The organism is Kitasatospora sp. NPDC018058, assembly GCF_044327205.1.
Taxonomy (GTDB): Bacteria; Actinomycetota; Actinomycetes; order Streptomycetales; family Streptomycetaceae; genus Kitasatospora.
Map to the genome: position 1 here is coordinate 340,800 of NZ_JBIRFA010000004.1, position 14,327 is coordinate 355,126.

Genomic DNA, 14,327 nt, shown 5'->3' on the forward strand with positions numbered 1-14,327 from the left:
AGGGCGGCATCGGCCCACCACCCTCCCCCACCTCCTGCCCGGGGGAGCTCCATCGGCAGCGGAGCGGATCATCAGTACGCAAGGTTCCCCCCAGACCCGGGACGACGCCGTCCCGAACCCCGCCGATGCCGTGGAGGTGGCCGTGGTCGATCCCACCGAGCCCGCGGAGGCGGCTTCGGCCGACGGCGACGCGACGTCCGGGGGCGGGGCCACGGTGGTGGAGAAGCCCAAGGGGCCGCGGCGGGTCGGCGTGCTGCTGGTCGTCGCGGTGCTCGCCTTCCTGATCGACCTGGGCAGCAAGCTGCTGGTCGTCGCCAAGCTGGAGAACCACGCGGCGATCAAGGTGATCGGCGACGTCGTCACCCTCCAGGTGATCCGCAACTCCGGAGCCGCCTTCGGCATGGGGCAGGCGCTGACCGTCGTCTTCACGATGATCGCCTCGGCCGTCATCGTGGTGATCTGGCGGATCGCCCGCAGGCTGTACAGCCTGCCGTGGGCGATCGCGCTCGGACTCCTGCTCGGCGGGGCGCTCGGCAACCTCACCGACCGGCTGTTCCGCGCGCCGGGCGTCTTCCGCGGGCACGTCGTGGACTTCGTCTCGGTCCAGCACTTCGCGGTGTTCAACCTCGCCGACTCGGCGATCGTCTGCGGCGGGATCCTGGTGGTGCTCCTCTCCTTCCGGGGCAGCAACCCGGACGGGACCGTGCACCAGCAGGCGGAGAAGGGCGACAAGTAGGGCGCTGCGCCACCGGGCGGGACCGCCGGCGGGAGGGGCGGTGCCGCCTTTCCGGCATACTCGTACGGGTGAGTACCGCAGCGCAGATCCGCAGCCTCCCCGTACCCGACGGCCTGGAGGGCGAGCGCCTCGACGCCGCCCTCGCCCGGATGTTCGGTTTCTCCCGGACCAAGGCCGCCGAGTTGGCCGCCGAGGGCAAGGTGACGCTCGACGGCGCCGTGGCCGGCAAGTCGGACCGGGTGACCGCCGGTTCCTGGCTGGAGGTCGAGATTCCCGCCCCCGCCGCCCCGGTGCAGATCGTCGCCGAGCCGGTCGACGGCATGCGGATCGTCCACGACGACGAGGACATCGTGCTGGTCGACAAGCCGGTCGGCGTCGCCGCGCACCCGAGCCCCGGCTGGACCGGCCCCACCGTGATCGGCGGGCTCGCCGCCGCCGGTTACCGGATCTCGACGTCCGGTGCCGCCGAGCGGCAGGGCATCGTGCACCGGCTGGACGTCGGCACCTCGGGGCTGATGGTCGTCGCCAAGTCCGAGCGGGCCTACACCGACCTCAAGCGGCAGTTCCACGACCGGATCACCGAGAAGCGGTACCACACGCTGGTCCAGGGACACCCGGACCCGATGAGCGGCACGGTGGACGCGCCGATCGGGCGGCACCCCAGCTCGGACTGGAAGTGGGCGGTCACCCGTGACGGCAAGGCGTCCATCACCCACTACGACCTGATCGAGGCGTACCGGGCGGCCTCGCTGCTGGCCATCAAGCTGGAGACCGGCCGCACCCACCAGATCCGCGTCCACATGTCCGCGCTGCGCCACCCCTGCGTCGGCGACCTGACGTACGGCGCCGACCCGACGCTGGCCAAGCGGCTCGGGCTGACCCGGCAGTGGCTGCACGCGGTCTCGCTCGGCTTCGAGCACCCGGCGGACGGGCAGTGGGTCGAGTTCAGCAGCGAGTACCCGGCGGACCTGCAGAAGGCCCTGGACATCATCGCGGCGGAGAGCTGACGTGCCGGTCTCGATCCGGGTCGCCGAGGGTGAGGCGGACCTCACGCTGGTCCGGGACGTCCGGCGTGAGGTGTTCATCGTCGAGCAGAACGTGCCGGAGGAACTGGAGTACGACGAGTACGACCGGACCTCGGTGCACCTGCTGGCCGTCGCTGCCGACGGGGCCGCGCTCGGGACCGGGCGGCTGATCTTCGGGGAGCAGGCGCTGAAGCTGACCGGGGGTGTTGAGGGGCGGGTGCTGCTCGGGCGGCTCGCGGTCGTCGCCGCCGCCCGGGGGACCGGACTCGGGGCTGAGCTGGTCCGGGCGATCGAGGCGGCGGGGCTTGAACGCGGAGCCGTCGAGGTCGAGCTGCACGCGCAGGTGCAGGCGCTCGGGTTCTACGAGCGGCTGGGGTACGTGGCGGAGGGGCCGGTGTACGACGATGCCGGGATTCCGCACCGGACGATGACCCGGGCCCTGTAGCGGCCGGGAGGCATCCGAAGGCCGTGGCCTTCCGCTTCGCGCGGTTCCCCGCGCCCCTTCCCGGGGCGCGGGGAACCGCTGTTTCGGGGAGAGCCGGGAGGCGGAAGGGGCGAGGGGGGCTTCGGTCCCGGGGGTGAGCCGGGTGAGCCGTGCGGTACCGGTGCTTAGCGGGGTGAACCGGGCGAAAGGGGCGGTGGCTTTATCGGGCGCCTACCCGGGCGGCGGATACGATCAGCCCCCATGGAGTTCGGTGGGACATGGCGTCGCTGGCGCGGCCGCGGCATGTCGGTGCGGCGCAAGGTGCTGGCCGGGGCGGTGGCCCTGGTCGCGGTCGCCGGAGTCGGTACGGCGGCGGTGGCGTCCGGCGGAGAGCAGGCGGTCCATCAGGAGGATCGTTTCCTCAGCATGCCGGAGACGCCCGGCAGCGCCCAGCAGGTCCAACTGGACACCTCGTTCTTCACCACCGGCACCACCCCGCGACCGGCGGTCCTGCTCGCGCACGGCTTCGGCGGCTCCAAGGACGGCGAGCGGGAGCGCGCCCAGCAGCTGGCCCGGCAGGGCTACGCGGTGCTGACCTGGTCGGCGCGCGGCTTCGGGCACTCGGGCGGGAAGATCGGCCTGAACGCGCCGGACCGCGAGGTCGAGGACGTCAAGCACCTGGTGGACTGGCTGGCCCAGCGGCCCGAGGTACGGCTCGACGCGCCCGGCGACCCCCGGGTGGGCATCACCGGCGCCTCGTACGGCGGGGCGATCTCGCTGCTGGCCTCCGCGTACGACCACCGGATCGACGCGGTGGCCACCCAGATCACCTGGTGGAACCTGGCCGACGCGCTGTTCCCGCAGGGCGTGCAGGGCTCGGACGCGGCGGACGGCGTGTTCAAGAAGCTGTGGGCCGGGATCTTCTTCACCACCGGCGCGGCTGGGGACCTCGGGCCCTCGGGCGGGGCGCCGCGCGGCGGGGCCGGGCCCAAGCCGACGACCGACGGGCAGGTGGGCTGCGGGCGGTTCCTGGACTCGCTCTGCCAGATGTACGACCGGGTCGCCACCGCCGGGCACGCCGATCCGGAGGCCGTCGCGCTGCTGGAGAAGTCCAGTCCGTCCTCGGTGGCGGCGCAGCTCAAGGCGCCCACCCTGGTGGTGCAGGGGCAGCAGGACTCGCTGTTCCCGCTGGACCAGGGCGACCGGATCGCCCGGGCGGTGGCGGCCAACGGCGCGCCGGTCGCGGTGGACTGGTTCGCGGGCGGGCACGACGGCGGGACGGACACCAGCGCGCGGGTGGACGACCGGGTGACCGCCTGGTTCGACCACTACCTGTGGGGGCACGGCAACGACACCGGGCCGGCCTTCCGGGTGACCCGGACCGGGGGCGTGGACTCCACCGGCTTCCAGGCCGTGCTGCGCGGCGCCTCCGCGGACCGCTACCCGGGGCTGGCCGGGACGGGCACCCGCTCGATCGAGCTGGCGGGCGGGGAGAAGCCGGTCGCCAACCCGCCCGGCGGGGCACCGCCGGGGATCTCGACGCTGCCGGGGATCGGCGCGCTGAGCCAGGCGGCCTCGCTCGGGGCCGGGCTGTCGCTGGACTTCCCGGGGCAGAACGCCGCCTTCGACTCGGCGCCGCTGGACACGCCGCTGCACCTGACCGGGCAGCCGACCGTGCCGGTGAAGGTGACGGCGGACCGGCCGGACGCGGTGCTGTTCGCGAAGCTGTACGACGTCGGGCCGGACGGCAAGTCGGTGCTGCCGCAGCAGCTCGCAGCCCCGCTGCGGGTGACCGGCGCCGACGCGGGCCGGACCGTGACCGTCCAGCTGCCGACCGTGGACCACACCTTCCCGACCGGGCACCGGGTGCGGCTGGTGCTGGCGTCCACCGACCTGGCGTACGCCTCTCCGGCCGAGCCGGCCACCTACCGGGTCGCGCCGGCCGGGGCGCTCACCGTGCCGACCGACGAGGAGCTGGTCACCGAGGCGGCGCCGCTGCCCGCGCGGACCTGGCTGCTGCCGCTGGCGGCCGTGCTGGTGGCCGCCGCCCTGGTGCTGGTGCCGGTGGTGCGGCGGCGGCGCTCGGCGGCCGCCGGACCGGGCTTCGACCCGGAGCTGGCCGGGGTGCCGCTGCAGATCAGCGGACTGAGCAAGCGCTACAAGGGCGCGCAGGACCGGTACGCCGTACGGGACCTGGGCTTCCGGGTGGAGCAGGGCCAGGTGCTCGGCCTGCTCGGGCCGAACGGCGCGGGCAAGACCACCACGCTGCGGATGCTGATGGGCCTGATCCGGCCGGACGCCGGGGAGATCCGGATCTTCGGACACCTGGTGCGGCCGGGGGCACCGGTGCTCTCGCGGGTCGGGGCCTTCGTCGAGGGCGCGGGCTTCCTGCCGCACCTGACCGGACGGGCCAACCTGCGGCTGTACTGGCAGGCCACCGGGCGGCCGGAGGAGGACGCGCGCTTCGACGAGGCGCTGGCGATCGCCGGGCTCGGCGAGGCGCTGGACCGGGCGGTGCGCACCTACTCGCAGGGCATGCGGCAGCGCCTGGCCATCGCGCAGGCGATGCTCGGGATGCCGGACCTGCTGATCCTGGACGAGCCGACCAACGGGCTGGACCCGCCGCAGATCCGCGAGATGCGCGAGGTGATGATCCGGTACGCGGCCGGCGGGCGGACCGTCATCGTCTCCAGCCACCTGCTGGCCGAGGTCGAGCAGAGCTGTACGGACCTGGTGGTCATGGACCGCGGGCGGCTGGTGACGGCCGGGCCGGTCGGGGAGATCGTCGGCGCCGGCGAGCTGCTGATGATCGGGGTCGCCGACACCTGCGACCCGGAGTCGGTGGTCGCCAAGGTCGGCGCGCTGGCCGGGGTCGGCTCGGCGGAGGCCGTCGAGGACGGGCTGCTCGTCCGGCTGGACGGGCTCGCGCCGAGTGAGCTGCTGGCGGAGCTGGTGCGGCTGGGGGTGCCGGTGGAGAGTGCCGGGCCGCAGCGGCGGTTGGAGGACGCGTTCCTGTCGTTGATCGGAGGTGCGGCGTGAGCGCCGTCTCGACGGACCATGCCGAGGGGTACCGGGCGAGCCGGACCCTGCCGCTGCGGGTGGAGGCGATGCGGCAGCTGCGCCGACGCCGCACGCTGGTGATCGGTGGGGTGCTGGCGGCGATGCCGTTCGTCATCCTGGCCGCGTTCCAGATCGGCGGCACCCCGGGGCGTCCGGACCGGACCACCTTCATCGAGCTGGCCACCGCCTCCGGCGCCAACTTCGCCGTCACCATGCTGTTCGTGGGCACCGGCTTCATGCTGGTGATCCCGGTCGCGCTGTTCTGCGGGGACACGGTCGCCTCGGAGGCCAGCTGGTCCTCGCTGCGCTACCTGCTGGCCGCGCCGGTGCCGAGGGCCCGGCTGCTGGCCCGCAAGTTCGCGGTCGGGCTGGCGTTCTCGGCGGTGGCGGTGGTGATGCTGCCCGCGATCGGGCTGGTGGTCGGCACCGCCGCGTACGGCTGGGGGGACCTGAAGCTGCCCGCCGGGGCCAGCCTGCCGGCCGGGCAGGCGCTGCCCCGGATCGCGCTCGCGGTGGCCTTCGTGTTCCTGAGCGAGCTGGTGATCGCCGCGCTGGCCTTCTGGCTGTCGACGGCGACGGACGCGCCGCTGGGGGCGGTCGGCGGGGCGGTGTTCGTCTCGATCATCACCGGGGTGCTGGACGCGGTCACCGCGCTGGGCGATCTGCGGGAGTGGCTGCCGGCGCACTGGCAGTACGCGTGGGCGGACGCCCTGCAGCCGCAGCTGGAGTGGGGCGGCATGCTGCAGGGCGTCTCGCTGTCGCTCTCGTACGCGGTGGTGCTGTTGGCGCTGGCCTTCCGGGGGTTCGCGCGCAAGGACGTGGTGTCGTAACCCCTTCTTGTGAATCAGGGCAGTGTGGATCAGGGCAGCTGGACCGGGGTGGGCAGCAGGGCGCGGGCGGGCACCGGGTGCCAGCGGCCGTCCTCGCCGACCCGGCCGAAGGCCTGGTCGCCGAAGTGGAACGCGAAGCCGTAGGTGCGCGGCTTGCGCAGCTCGGCCAGCAGGGTTCGGCGGGCCTTGAGCACCTTGTCGACGTCGGTGTCCGGTCCGGACGGCCACTCGGGGTGGGCCACCTGGGCCGGGGTGTGGAAGGCGTCGCCGAACACCAGGATCCGCCGCCCGTCGCCGGCCGAGATGACGAAGGTGGTGTGGCCCGGGCTGTGGCCGGGGGTGATCAGCGCTCTGACGCCGGGCCACACCTGCGCGCCGTCGTCGAAGCGGCGCAGCACCTTCGACATCGGGAGCATGAAGCTGTCCCAGGACGGCGCCCCGACCTTGACCCGGTGCTCCCAGAACGGCTCCCACTCGGCCCCGGCCACCAGGTAGCCGGCGCGCGGGAACGCCTTGCGCGGCGCCCGGCCCGGTGCGGTGAGGAAGCCCATGCCGGTGTGGTCGGTGTGCAGGTGGGTGAAGGCCACGGTGTCGATGGACTCCGGCGCCACCCGCAGCCCCCGGAGGGTGCGCAGCAGCGCTCCGCCGCGGGAGACGCCGAGCGAGGGCGGGAGCACATTGGCACCGAGGCCCACGTCGATCAGCAGCCGGCGGTGGCCCCGTTCGACCAGGACGCCGCCGGCCGAGGCGGCGATCCGGCCGGAGGGCGCGACCTCCTCGGGGTGCTCCGCCCAGTAGGAGGAGGGGACGGCGGGCAGGAAGCCGGTGCGGTCCAACTCCATGGCGGCGTCGACGACATAGGTGAGCCGGACGTCGCCCAGGGTGAAGGTGCGGACGGCGGACTGGTCGCCGAGCGAGCCGATCCGGGGGCGTGCGGGCCGGTGTGCGGGCCGGCTCTCCTCCCGGGCCTCGGCCTGGGGGAGTCCGCCCGCGAGCGGGACGGCCAGGGCGGCGCCGGCGACGACGGCGGTGCGCAGCACGCGGCGCCGGGAGGGGGCGACCTGGTGTTCGGGTGGCTCTGTCATGGCTGGGCCTTCTTGTGTGGGAGGGGCCTTCGTGGGGTGGCTTCGCGGGGCTTCGCGGGGTGGCTTCGTGGGGGGGGGCGTCAGCCGGTGTTGCGCAGGCCGGCGGCGACGCCGTTGACGGTCAGCAGCAGGGCCCGGCAGAGCGTGCGGTCGGGCTCCTCGCCCGCGGCGGCCGCGTCCCGCTGGCGCTTGAGCAGGGCGACCTGGAGGTAGGAGATCGGGTCCAGGTAGGCGTCGCGGACGGTGAAGGTCTGCTTCAACACCGGCTGGGATTCCAGGAGTTTGCTCTCGCCGGTGATTCGCAGCAGCTCGCTGACGGTCAGGTCGTGCTCGGCCTCGATCGCCGCGAAGACGTGCTGGAGCGGCTCGGGCACCAGCGTCTCCACGTAGTGCCGGGCGATCCCCAGGTCGGTCTTGGCCAGCGTCATCTCCACGTTGGAGACGAAGTTGCGGAAGAAGTGCCACTGCTCGTGCATCTCGTCCAGGACGGTGCCGAGGCCCGCCTCGCGCAGCGCCTTCAGCCCGGAGCCGACGCCGTACCAGCCCGGCACGATCTGCCGGGACTGGGTCCAGCCGAACACCCAGGGGATCGCCCGCAGGCCGTCCAGCCCGCCACCGGAGTCCGGGCGGCGCGAGGGCCGTGAACCCAGGTGCAGGTCGGCGAGTTGGTCGACGGGGGTGGAGGCCAGGAAGTAGGCGGGCAGGTCCGGGTCCTCCACCAGTGCGCGGTAGGCGGCGTGCGCGGCGTCGGAGACCACGTCCATCGCGGCGTCCCAGCGGGCCAGGGCCTCGCCCGACTGGCGCGGGGCGGTGTGCAGCGCGGAGGCCTGCAGCGTGGCGGCGACCGTCAGTTCCAGGTTCTCCCGGGCCAGCGACGGGACCAGGTACTTGTCGCTGATCACCTCGCCCTGCTCGGTGACCTTGATCTCGCCCTCCAGGGTGCCCCAGGGCTGGGCGAGGATCGCGTCGTGCGAGGGGCCGCCGCCGCGGCCGACGGTGCCGCCGCGGCCGTGGAAGAGGCGCAGCCGCACCCCGTAGCGGTGGGCGACGTCGCGCAGCCGGCGCTGGGCGCGGTGGATCTCCCACTGGGAGGTGGTGATGCCGCCGAACTTGGAGGAGTCCGAGTAGCCGAGCATGACCTCCTGGACGTCCCCGCGCAGGGCGACCAGGGCCCGGTACGACGGGTCGGAGAGCATGTCCTCCAGGATCGTGTCGGCGGCCCTCAGCTCGTCGGTGGTCTCCAGCAGCGGCACGATGCCGATCTCGGCGATCCCGGCGTGCAGATCGACCAGGCCGGCCTCGCGGGCCAGCACGGTGGCGGCGAAGACGTCGTCCGCGCCCTGGCACATCGAGATGATGTACGACTCGATGACCTCGGGCCCGAAGGAGTCCAGCGCCCGGCGGACGGTGTGGAAGACCCCCAGGGTCCGCTCCCCGGCCCGGTCCAGCCGCGCCGGGCCGAGCAGCCGGCGGGAGGTGAGCTCCTTGGCCAGCAGCCGCTGCCGGTAGTCGCGGGGCATCTCGGCGTAGCGCCAGGACTCCTCGTCCAGTCGGTCGAAGAGCTGGCCGAGGGCGTGGTGGTGGGCGTCGGCGTGCTCGCGCACGTCCATGGTGGCCAGTTGCAGGCCGAAGGCGGCGAGGGTGCGGATCGTCCGGCCCAGCCGGCCCTCGGCGAACAGGCCGCCGCGGTGCTCGCGCAGCGAGGTCTGCACCAGAGTGAGGTCGCGCAGCAGTTCGGCGGTGCCGAGGTAGTCGCGGCCCTCCTCGTGCGGGCCGCCCTCGGCGAGCCGGCGCTTGGTGTTCACCAGCTTCTGGCGGATCGCGGTGACCTTGAGGCGGTACGGCTCCTCGGAGTTGAGCCGCTTGTAGCGGGGGCTGATCTCGGGCAGGCGGGCCAGGTCGTGCTCCAGCGAGCCGAGCAGCTCGTCGGTGGCGCCGGTGTAGCGGATGGAGTTGGAGAGCAGTCCGCGCAGCTCGTCGACCATCGCCAGGGCGTCGTTGATGCCGTGCTCGTGCTGGAGGATCAGGACGTCCCAGGTGACCTCCGGGGTGACGTTGGGGTTGCCGTCGCGGTCGCCGCCGATCCAGGTGCCGAAGGTCAACGGGCGGGTGTCGTCGGGCAGTCGGACGCCGACCCGCTCCAGCTCGGCGGTGAGGTCCTCCAGGACGTCACCGACCGCGTTGGCGTGCAGCTCGTCCAGGTAGTAGATGGCGTTGCGGGCCTCGTCGGCGGGTTCGGGGCGGACCACCCGCAGCTCGTCGGTCTGCCACATCAGGTCGATGGTCTCGGCGAGCCGCGCGTCGTGGCGGCGGCGGTCCGCCTCGGGGACCGGGGTCTCCAGCAGTTCGGCGATCCGGCGCAGCTTGGTGAGGACCGAGCGGCGGGCGGCCTCGGTGGGGTGGGCGGTGAAGACCGGGCGGACGTTGAGGTGTTCGACCGCCCGGGCCAGGGCGTCCGGCGCCTCCCTCGCCGCCCGCTGGACGACGCGGGCGAGGGCGGCGCCGGCCCGTTCCCTGACGGCGCGCAGTTCGCGGCCGCGGTGCACCTGTTCGGTGACGTTGGCCAGGTGGAAGTAGGTGGCGAGGGCGCGGACCAGTTTGGCCGCGGTCGCCGGCCCGATGCCGCGCAGCAGTTCGGCGGTGGCCTCACCGTCGGTGCGGCTGAGCAGGCGGACCTGCTCGACCAGGCCGAGCAGCTCGGGGCCCTCCTGGCGGACCAGCGTCTCGTCGAGCAGGTCCGCGAGGTGCCGGAGGTCCGCGTGCAGGGCGGCGTGGTCGGTACGGGCGTTCATGACTGCTCCTGATCGGGGAGTGGTGAAGGTCCGTTCACGGCGTCAGCAGGTTCACCGGGTTGGCCCAGGTGATGGCCCTGATCTCCCGGTTCGTCAGGCCGGCGGCCCGGAACCACTGCGCGCTCAGGTCCAGCCATTCCTTCACGTCCGGCTGGTCGGGCTGTCCGAGGTCGGAGCTGAACAGCACCCGGGGGTGGGCGTGCACCAGCTCGCTCAGGTGTCCGGCGTCGCGGTGGCCCAACAGCAGGGTCAGCGCGGTGATCTCGACGTACAGGCCGGGCACTTGGGACAGGTCGGTCAGGTTGTCGGGGGTGAAGCCCGACATGGGGTGGGTGGCGTGGGTGAGGAGCAGGCGCGGCAGGTCGAGCCGGACCGCCTCGTCCACGATGCGCAGCGCCGCCTCCCGGTCGCTGTGCCCGGTGGCCACCGCGACCGGGAGGTCGCGGGCCGCCCGGAGCACCTCGCGTACGTCCCGGCGCAGCCGGCCGTCGTCGTCGAGGACCGGGCGGGTCCGCCACCGTTCGGGGTCGAGCAGGGGGTGGAACGGGGTACGGCGCAGCGGCGAGCAGTGGGTGTGGCCGACCAGGGTGGGCAGGTGGACGACCAGGCGGGCCGGGCTGTCCGGGCCGTGGGCGTAGACCGCCTGCTCCACGGCCCGGGGCCGGACGCCGCCGGCCAGCTCGTTGAGGACGAGGGTGCCGGAGACCGGCAGCCCCTCCTGGCGGGCCTCCCAGGCGCGGGCGGCGGTGGAGCTGAGGTGGCTCTTGAGCACCACCCAGCCGCCGACGTCCTGGTAGGCCCGGCCCGCGCCGAGGGAGGTGAGGCGGCGGCGGTAGAGGTCGGGGCCGGCGTGGTAGTGGAGGTCCACCACCACGCTCCCCGCCGGGTCACGCATGGGACTGCTGGGCGCCGCCGTCGTCCCAGGGCTTGGCGTAGCCGTACCGGCGGCGGGCCTCGTCGAGCCGCAGGCCGGCGTCGACGGCCTCGGCGATGGCGTTCTCGGTCCGCTCCACCCGCTCGGCCCGGTCGGCGACCTCGGCGGCGTGCTCGGCGGGGACCACCAGGGCTCCGTTGTCGTCGGCGACCACGATGTCGCCGGGTCGTACGGTGACCTCGCCGATGACGACGTCCCGGCCGGTGGCGGCGAGCTCCACCCGGTTCTTGCCGCTGACCATGGTGGCGCCGGTGCTGAACAGCGGGTAGCCGGCGGCGCGGATCTCGGCGATGTCGCGGGCGGAGCCGTGCAGGGCGGTGCCGCGCACGCCGCGGCGCTGGGCGAGCCTGGTCAGCAGCGAGCCCCAGTTGGTGCAGCTGGTGCTGCCGGCGTTGTCGACCACCACGAAGGAGCCCTCGGGCACGTCGTCCAGGTAGTTGGCGGCGTTGCGGAAGCCCTCGGCGGCGCTGTCGACGGGCTGGTAGCTGACGGTGAAGGCGCGGCCGGCGGCGCGGGCACCGGGCACCCGGGGGGCGATGCCGGCCAGTACGCCGCCGACGCCGAGGCTGTCGAGGGCGTCGGAGACGGAGGCGGTGTCCAGGCGGGAGAGCCGGTCCACCACGTCCTCGGGGCCGTGGTCGGCGGTGAGCTCCTCGGCCACCGCCAGGGCGACCTCGCGGGTGCCGCTGGTGCCGCCCATGTCGTATGTGACGGTGGTGCGCTGCTTGGCGACCGCCCGGACCGCAGCCCGGAGTTCGCCGCCGGGGACGGGCAGGCCCAGGTGGTCGAGCATCTGGGCGACGGTGAGCACCATCGCCATCGGGTTGGCGCGGTTCTGCCCGGCCATGCCGGGGGCGCTGCCGTGCACCGGCTCGAAGTAGCTGCCGTGGTCGCCGATGTTGCCGCTGGGGGCGAGGCCGAGGCCGCCCATGACGCCCGCGCCGAGGTCGGAGAGGATGTCGCCGAACATGTTCTCGGCGACCAGCACGCCGAACCGCTCCGGCCGGCGCACCAGCCACAGGGCGATCGCGTCGACGTTGAGGATCTCGGTCTCGATCTCGGGGTACTCGCCGGCGATCAGTTCCAGGCGCTCGCGCAGGTGGTTGCTGCTGTGGCGCAGCACGTTGGGCTTGTCGACCAGGGTGAGCCGGTCGTAGCCGTGCGAGCGGGCGTACTCGAAGCCGTAGCGCAGCAGCCGGTCCATGCCGAACCGGGTCTGCAGGCGCAGCGTGACGCTGCTCGAATCCGGGCCGGAGGCCTGGGCGTTGGGGTGGTCGCGGACCACGTTCCAGAGTGCGTCGTCCAGGCCGTGGAAGTCGTAACCGGCGTACAGGCCCTCGGTGTTCTCGCGGATCACCGTGAAGTCGAAGCGGCCGTCGACCAGGTCGATGACCGGGCGGATGTTGGCGTACAGGCTCAGCCGCTGGCGCAGCTGGATGACCGGGGAGACGAAGGTGCGCCCGGTGCCGCGCAGTTCGGCGGGCAGCTCGGCCTCGGCCTCGCGCAGCGGCTTGCTGGTGATGGCGCCGAGCAGGCAGGTGTCGGTCTCCTCCAGGAGCTTCCAGGTCCGCTGGGGGACCGGGTCGCCCTCCTGGCGCCAGCACTCCCAGCCGATCTCGCCGAAGCGCAGGTCGAGCGGGAGGCCGAGCTTGTCCACGACGTCGAGGGCCGCGGAGGTGACTTCCGGTCCGATGCCGTCGCCGGGGAGTACCGCGACGCTCTTCATGTGCTGAGTCCCTTCTCCCGCAGGAAGGTGCCGACCAGGGCGGACACCTCTGCGGTGCGTTCGAAGTGGGGGCGCATGCCGGCCCCCGGGATGACGTGCACCCGGTGGTGCGGGGCCGCCGCGGTGTGGCGGTGGCCGACCAACTGGGAGTGACCGCCGACGATCTGCAGCAGCGGGCCGGGGTGGGCCCGCACCGCGTCGGTCAGGTCGATGCCGCACAGCATCCGCATCCCGGCGGCGAGGCGGCGCCCGGCCTCCGGGTCGTGCGGTTCGGGGGTGTCGCCCCCCGGTTCGAAGCGGCGGTCGTGCGGCTGGACGCGCCGGTTGAGCAGGGCCAGGGCCTCGCCGGAGCGGCCGGCGGCGGCCAGTTCGGCGATCTCGGTGAGCCTGGCCTCGAGGACGGCGTCGCTGCGGGCGGGGCCCGAGACGAGCAGCGCCGCGGTGTGCGGGGCGAGGTCGGGGAGCAGGGCCTGGGCCACCGCCCCGCCCAGGGCGTTCCCGCAGAGTAGGTCCACCGGGCCGTACTGGGTGAGGAGTCGACGCCAGCGGGCGGCGAGGGCGGCCAGCGAGTCGATCTGCTCGTCTCGGGCGGAGAGGGTGTCCACCACGGTCACCCGCAGGCCGGCCTCGACCAGGGCCCGGGTGACGGGGGTGAAGAAGGCTCCGCCGTCCCAGCGGGGGGTGACCGGGGCGAGGACGAGGGCGTGTGCCGCGCCGGCGGCGGTCGCCGGTCCGAAGACCGCCGCCGGCACAGTCCGTCCGGTGGTCGTCACCGGACGGTGGCGAGGGTGCGCGCGGTGGCGATGCCCTCGTGGTGGCTGCCGCCCACCAGGTCCTTGCGGTGCTCGACCGGCAGGTCGTAGCGGCCCAGGACCAGGTCCGGCAGCGGGAGGGAGGGGGTGCCCTCCGGGACGGTGGCGAGCAGCAGTTCGGCCAACTCCAGGGCGTGGCCCAGGTGGAGGCGGGCCGAGGCCGCGGGGTCGGTGCGGTCGAGGTGCGCCAGCCACTGCTCGGCGATCAGGTTGCCCGGGCCCTTGCCCATGCCCTGGATCGAGGAGTCCATCCAGGTCGCACCGGCGGCGACCGCGCTGATCGCGTTGGACAGGGCGAGGCCCAGGTTGTTGTGGGCGTGCAGGCCGACCGGGCCGCCGGTGACCGACTTGGTCAGGGTGGTGAGGTCGGTGGTGTCCACCGGGGAGAGGCTGCCGTTGGAGTCGGCCAGGTAGACGAACTCCGCACCGGCGTCGGTGGCGGCGGTGGACACCTCGACGATGCCGCGCCCCGACCACTGGCTTATTCGGGCGAAGTTGACGCCGACGGTGTACCCGATCTCCTTGGCCTGGCGGATGTACTCCAGGCCGCGCTGGTAGCCCTTGGACGGCAGGATGATGCGGACCAGGCGGGCGCCGGCGGCGTACATCGCGGGCAGGTCCTGCTCGGTGATGTTCTTCGGGTGCAGGATCATCGCGACCCGGTCCGGGCCGATCTCCTGGGCGACGGCGGCGATGAACTCGTCGTCGCCGCGGCCGGTGAGCCCGAGGTTCGGGATCGGCACCAGCGAGCCCTTGCGGTAGGCGATCTCGACCCAGTCGAAGCCCGCCTCGACGCTGAGCTTGGCGTGCTTCAGCGCGTAGTCCAGGGGGAAGTTGAAGCTGTTGCGGTAGCCGCCGTCACGGAGGGTGACGTCGATGTTGACGATGCTCACGGTTCCTCCA

General features: G+C 73.6%; 11 protein-coding genes. 5 read left to right on the forward strand and 6 right to left on the reverse strand.

Features of this window, described 5'->3' with window-relative positions; all coding sequences use genetic code 11:
• Window positions 1–67: 67 nt before the first annotated feature.
• The 5 genes from lspA to ACH4E7_RS08340 all read left to right on the forward strand — a co-directional run bounded on the left by lspA (window position 68) and on the right by ACH4E7_RS08340 (window position 6,075).
• Window positions 68–736, forward strand: coding sequence for a signal peptidase II (gene lspA, locus ACH4E7_RS08320; RefSeq protein WP_396248234.1), 669 nt, complete (start codon window positions 68–70; stop codon window positions 734–736).
• Window positions 737–804: 68 nt separating this feature from the next.
• Entirely contained in the window at window positions 805–1,743 is a 939-nt protein-coding gene (locus ACH4E7_RS08325) for an RluA family pseudouridine synthase (RefSeq protein ID WP_396248195.1), read from the forward strand.
• A gap of 1 nt (window position 1,744) precedes the next feature.
• Window positions 1,745–2,206, forward strand: a complete 462-nt coding sequence (locus ACH4E7_RS08330; protein ID WP_396248196.1) for a GNAT family N-acetyltransferase — start codon at window positions 1,745–1,747, stop codon at window positions 2,204–2,206.
• A 240-nt stretch (window positions 2,207–2,446) separates the two neighbouring features.
• The gene (locus ACH4E7_RS08335; RefSeq protein WP_396248197.1) at window positions 2,447–5,224 is read left to right on the forward strand and encodes an alpha/beta fold hydrolase; all 2,778 of its coding nucleotides are present in this window, start codon (window positions 2,447–2,449) and stop codon (window positions 5,222–5,224) included.
• Complete coding sequence (locus ACH4E7_RS08340) at window positions 5,221–6,075, forward strand: ABC transporter permease (protein ID WP_396248198.1); 855 nt, start codon at window positions 5,221–5,223, stop codon at window positions 6,073–6,075. Before ACH4E7_RS08335 ends, ACH4E7_RS08340 begins: the two co-directional genes overlap by 4 nt.
• A 29-nt stretch (window positions 6,076–6,104) precedes the next feature.
• Here the strand turns inward: ACH4E7_RS08340 and ACH4E7_RS08345 are convergent, their stop codons facing one another.
• The 6 genes from ACH4E7_RS08345 to ACH4E7_RS08370 all read right to left on the reverse strand — a co-directional run bounded on the left by ACH4E7_RS08345 (window position 6,105) and on the right by ACH4E7_RS08370 (window position 14,317).
• Window positions 6,105–7,160, reverse strand: coding sequence for an MBL fold metallo-hydrolase (locus ACH4E7_RS08345; RefSeq protein WP_396248199.1), 1,056 nt, complete (start codon window positions 7,158–7,160; stop codon window positions 6,105–6,107).
• A gap of 80 nt (window positions 7,161–7,240) precedes the next feature.
• Window positions 7,241–9,952, reverse strand: a complete 2,712-nt coding sequence (ppc, locus tag ACH4E7_RS08350) for a phosphoenolpyruvate carboxylase (protein WP_396248200.1) — start codon at window positions 9,950–9,952, stop codon at window positions 7,241–7,243.
• 34 nt (window positions 9,953–9,986) lie between these two features.
• Window positions 9,987–10,847 (reverse strand): DUF6282 family protein, encoded by an 861-nt coding sequence (locus tag ACH4E7_RS08355; RefSeq protein WP_396248201.1) that lies wholly within the window; start codon window positions 10,845–10,847, stop codon window positions 9,987–9,989.
• A complete protein-coding gene (locus ACH4E7_RS08360) occupies window positions 10,840–12,612 on the reverse strand; it encodes an isocitrate/isopropylmalate family dehydrogenase (protein ID WP_396248202.1) in 1,773 nt (590 codons plus the stop codon). Before ACH4E7_RS08360 ends, ACH4E7_RS08355 begins: the two co-directional genes overlap by 8 nt.
• Window positions 12,609–13,385 carry an alpha/beta fold hydrolase gene (locus tag ACH4E7_RS08365; protein WP_396248203.1) on the reverse strand — a complete coding sequence of 259 codons (777 nt, stop codon included), beginning with the start codon at window positions 13,383–13,385 and terminating at the stop codon, window positions 12,609–12,611. Before ACH4E7_RS08365 ends, ACH4E7_RS08360 begins: the two co-directional genes overlap by 4 nt.
• Complete coding sequence (locus ACH4E7_RS08370) at window positions 13,382–14,317, reverse strand: hypothetical protein (protein WP_396248204.1); 936 nt, start codon at window positions 14,315–14,317, stop codon at window positions 13,382–13,384. The genes ACH4E7_RS08365 and ACH4E7_RS08370 overlap by 4 nt, the downstream gene beginning before the upstream one ends.
• Window positions 14,318–14,327 lie beyond the last annotated feature (10 nt).

What these genes read in the sequence shown, in the direction of transcription:
- ACH4E7_RS08335 (WP_396248197.1), top strand. Translation starts at nt 2,447, where the DNA reads ATGGAGTTCGGTGGGACATGGCGTCGCTGGCGCGGCCGCGGCATGTCG.
- ACH4E7_RS08345 (WP_396248199.1), bottom strand. Translation starts at nt 7,160, where the DNA reads ATGACAGAGCCACCCGAACACCAGGTCGCCCCCTCCCGGCGCCGCGTG.
- ppc (WP_396248200.1), bottom strand. Translation starts at nt 9,952, where the DNA reads ATGAACGCCCGTACCGACCACGCCGCCCTGCACGCGGACCTCCGGCAC.
- ACH4E7_RS08355 (WP_396248201.1), bottom strand. Translation starts at nt 10,847, where the DNA reads ATGCGTGACCCGGCGGGGAGCGTGGTGGTGGACCTCCACTACCACGCC.
- ACH4E7_RS08360 (WP_396248202.1), bottom strand. Translation starts at nt 12,612, where the DNA reads ATGAAGAGCGTCGCGGTACTCCCCGGCGACGGCATCGGACCGGAAGTC.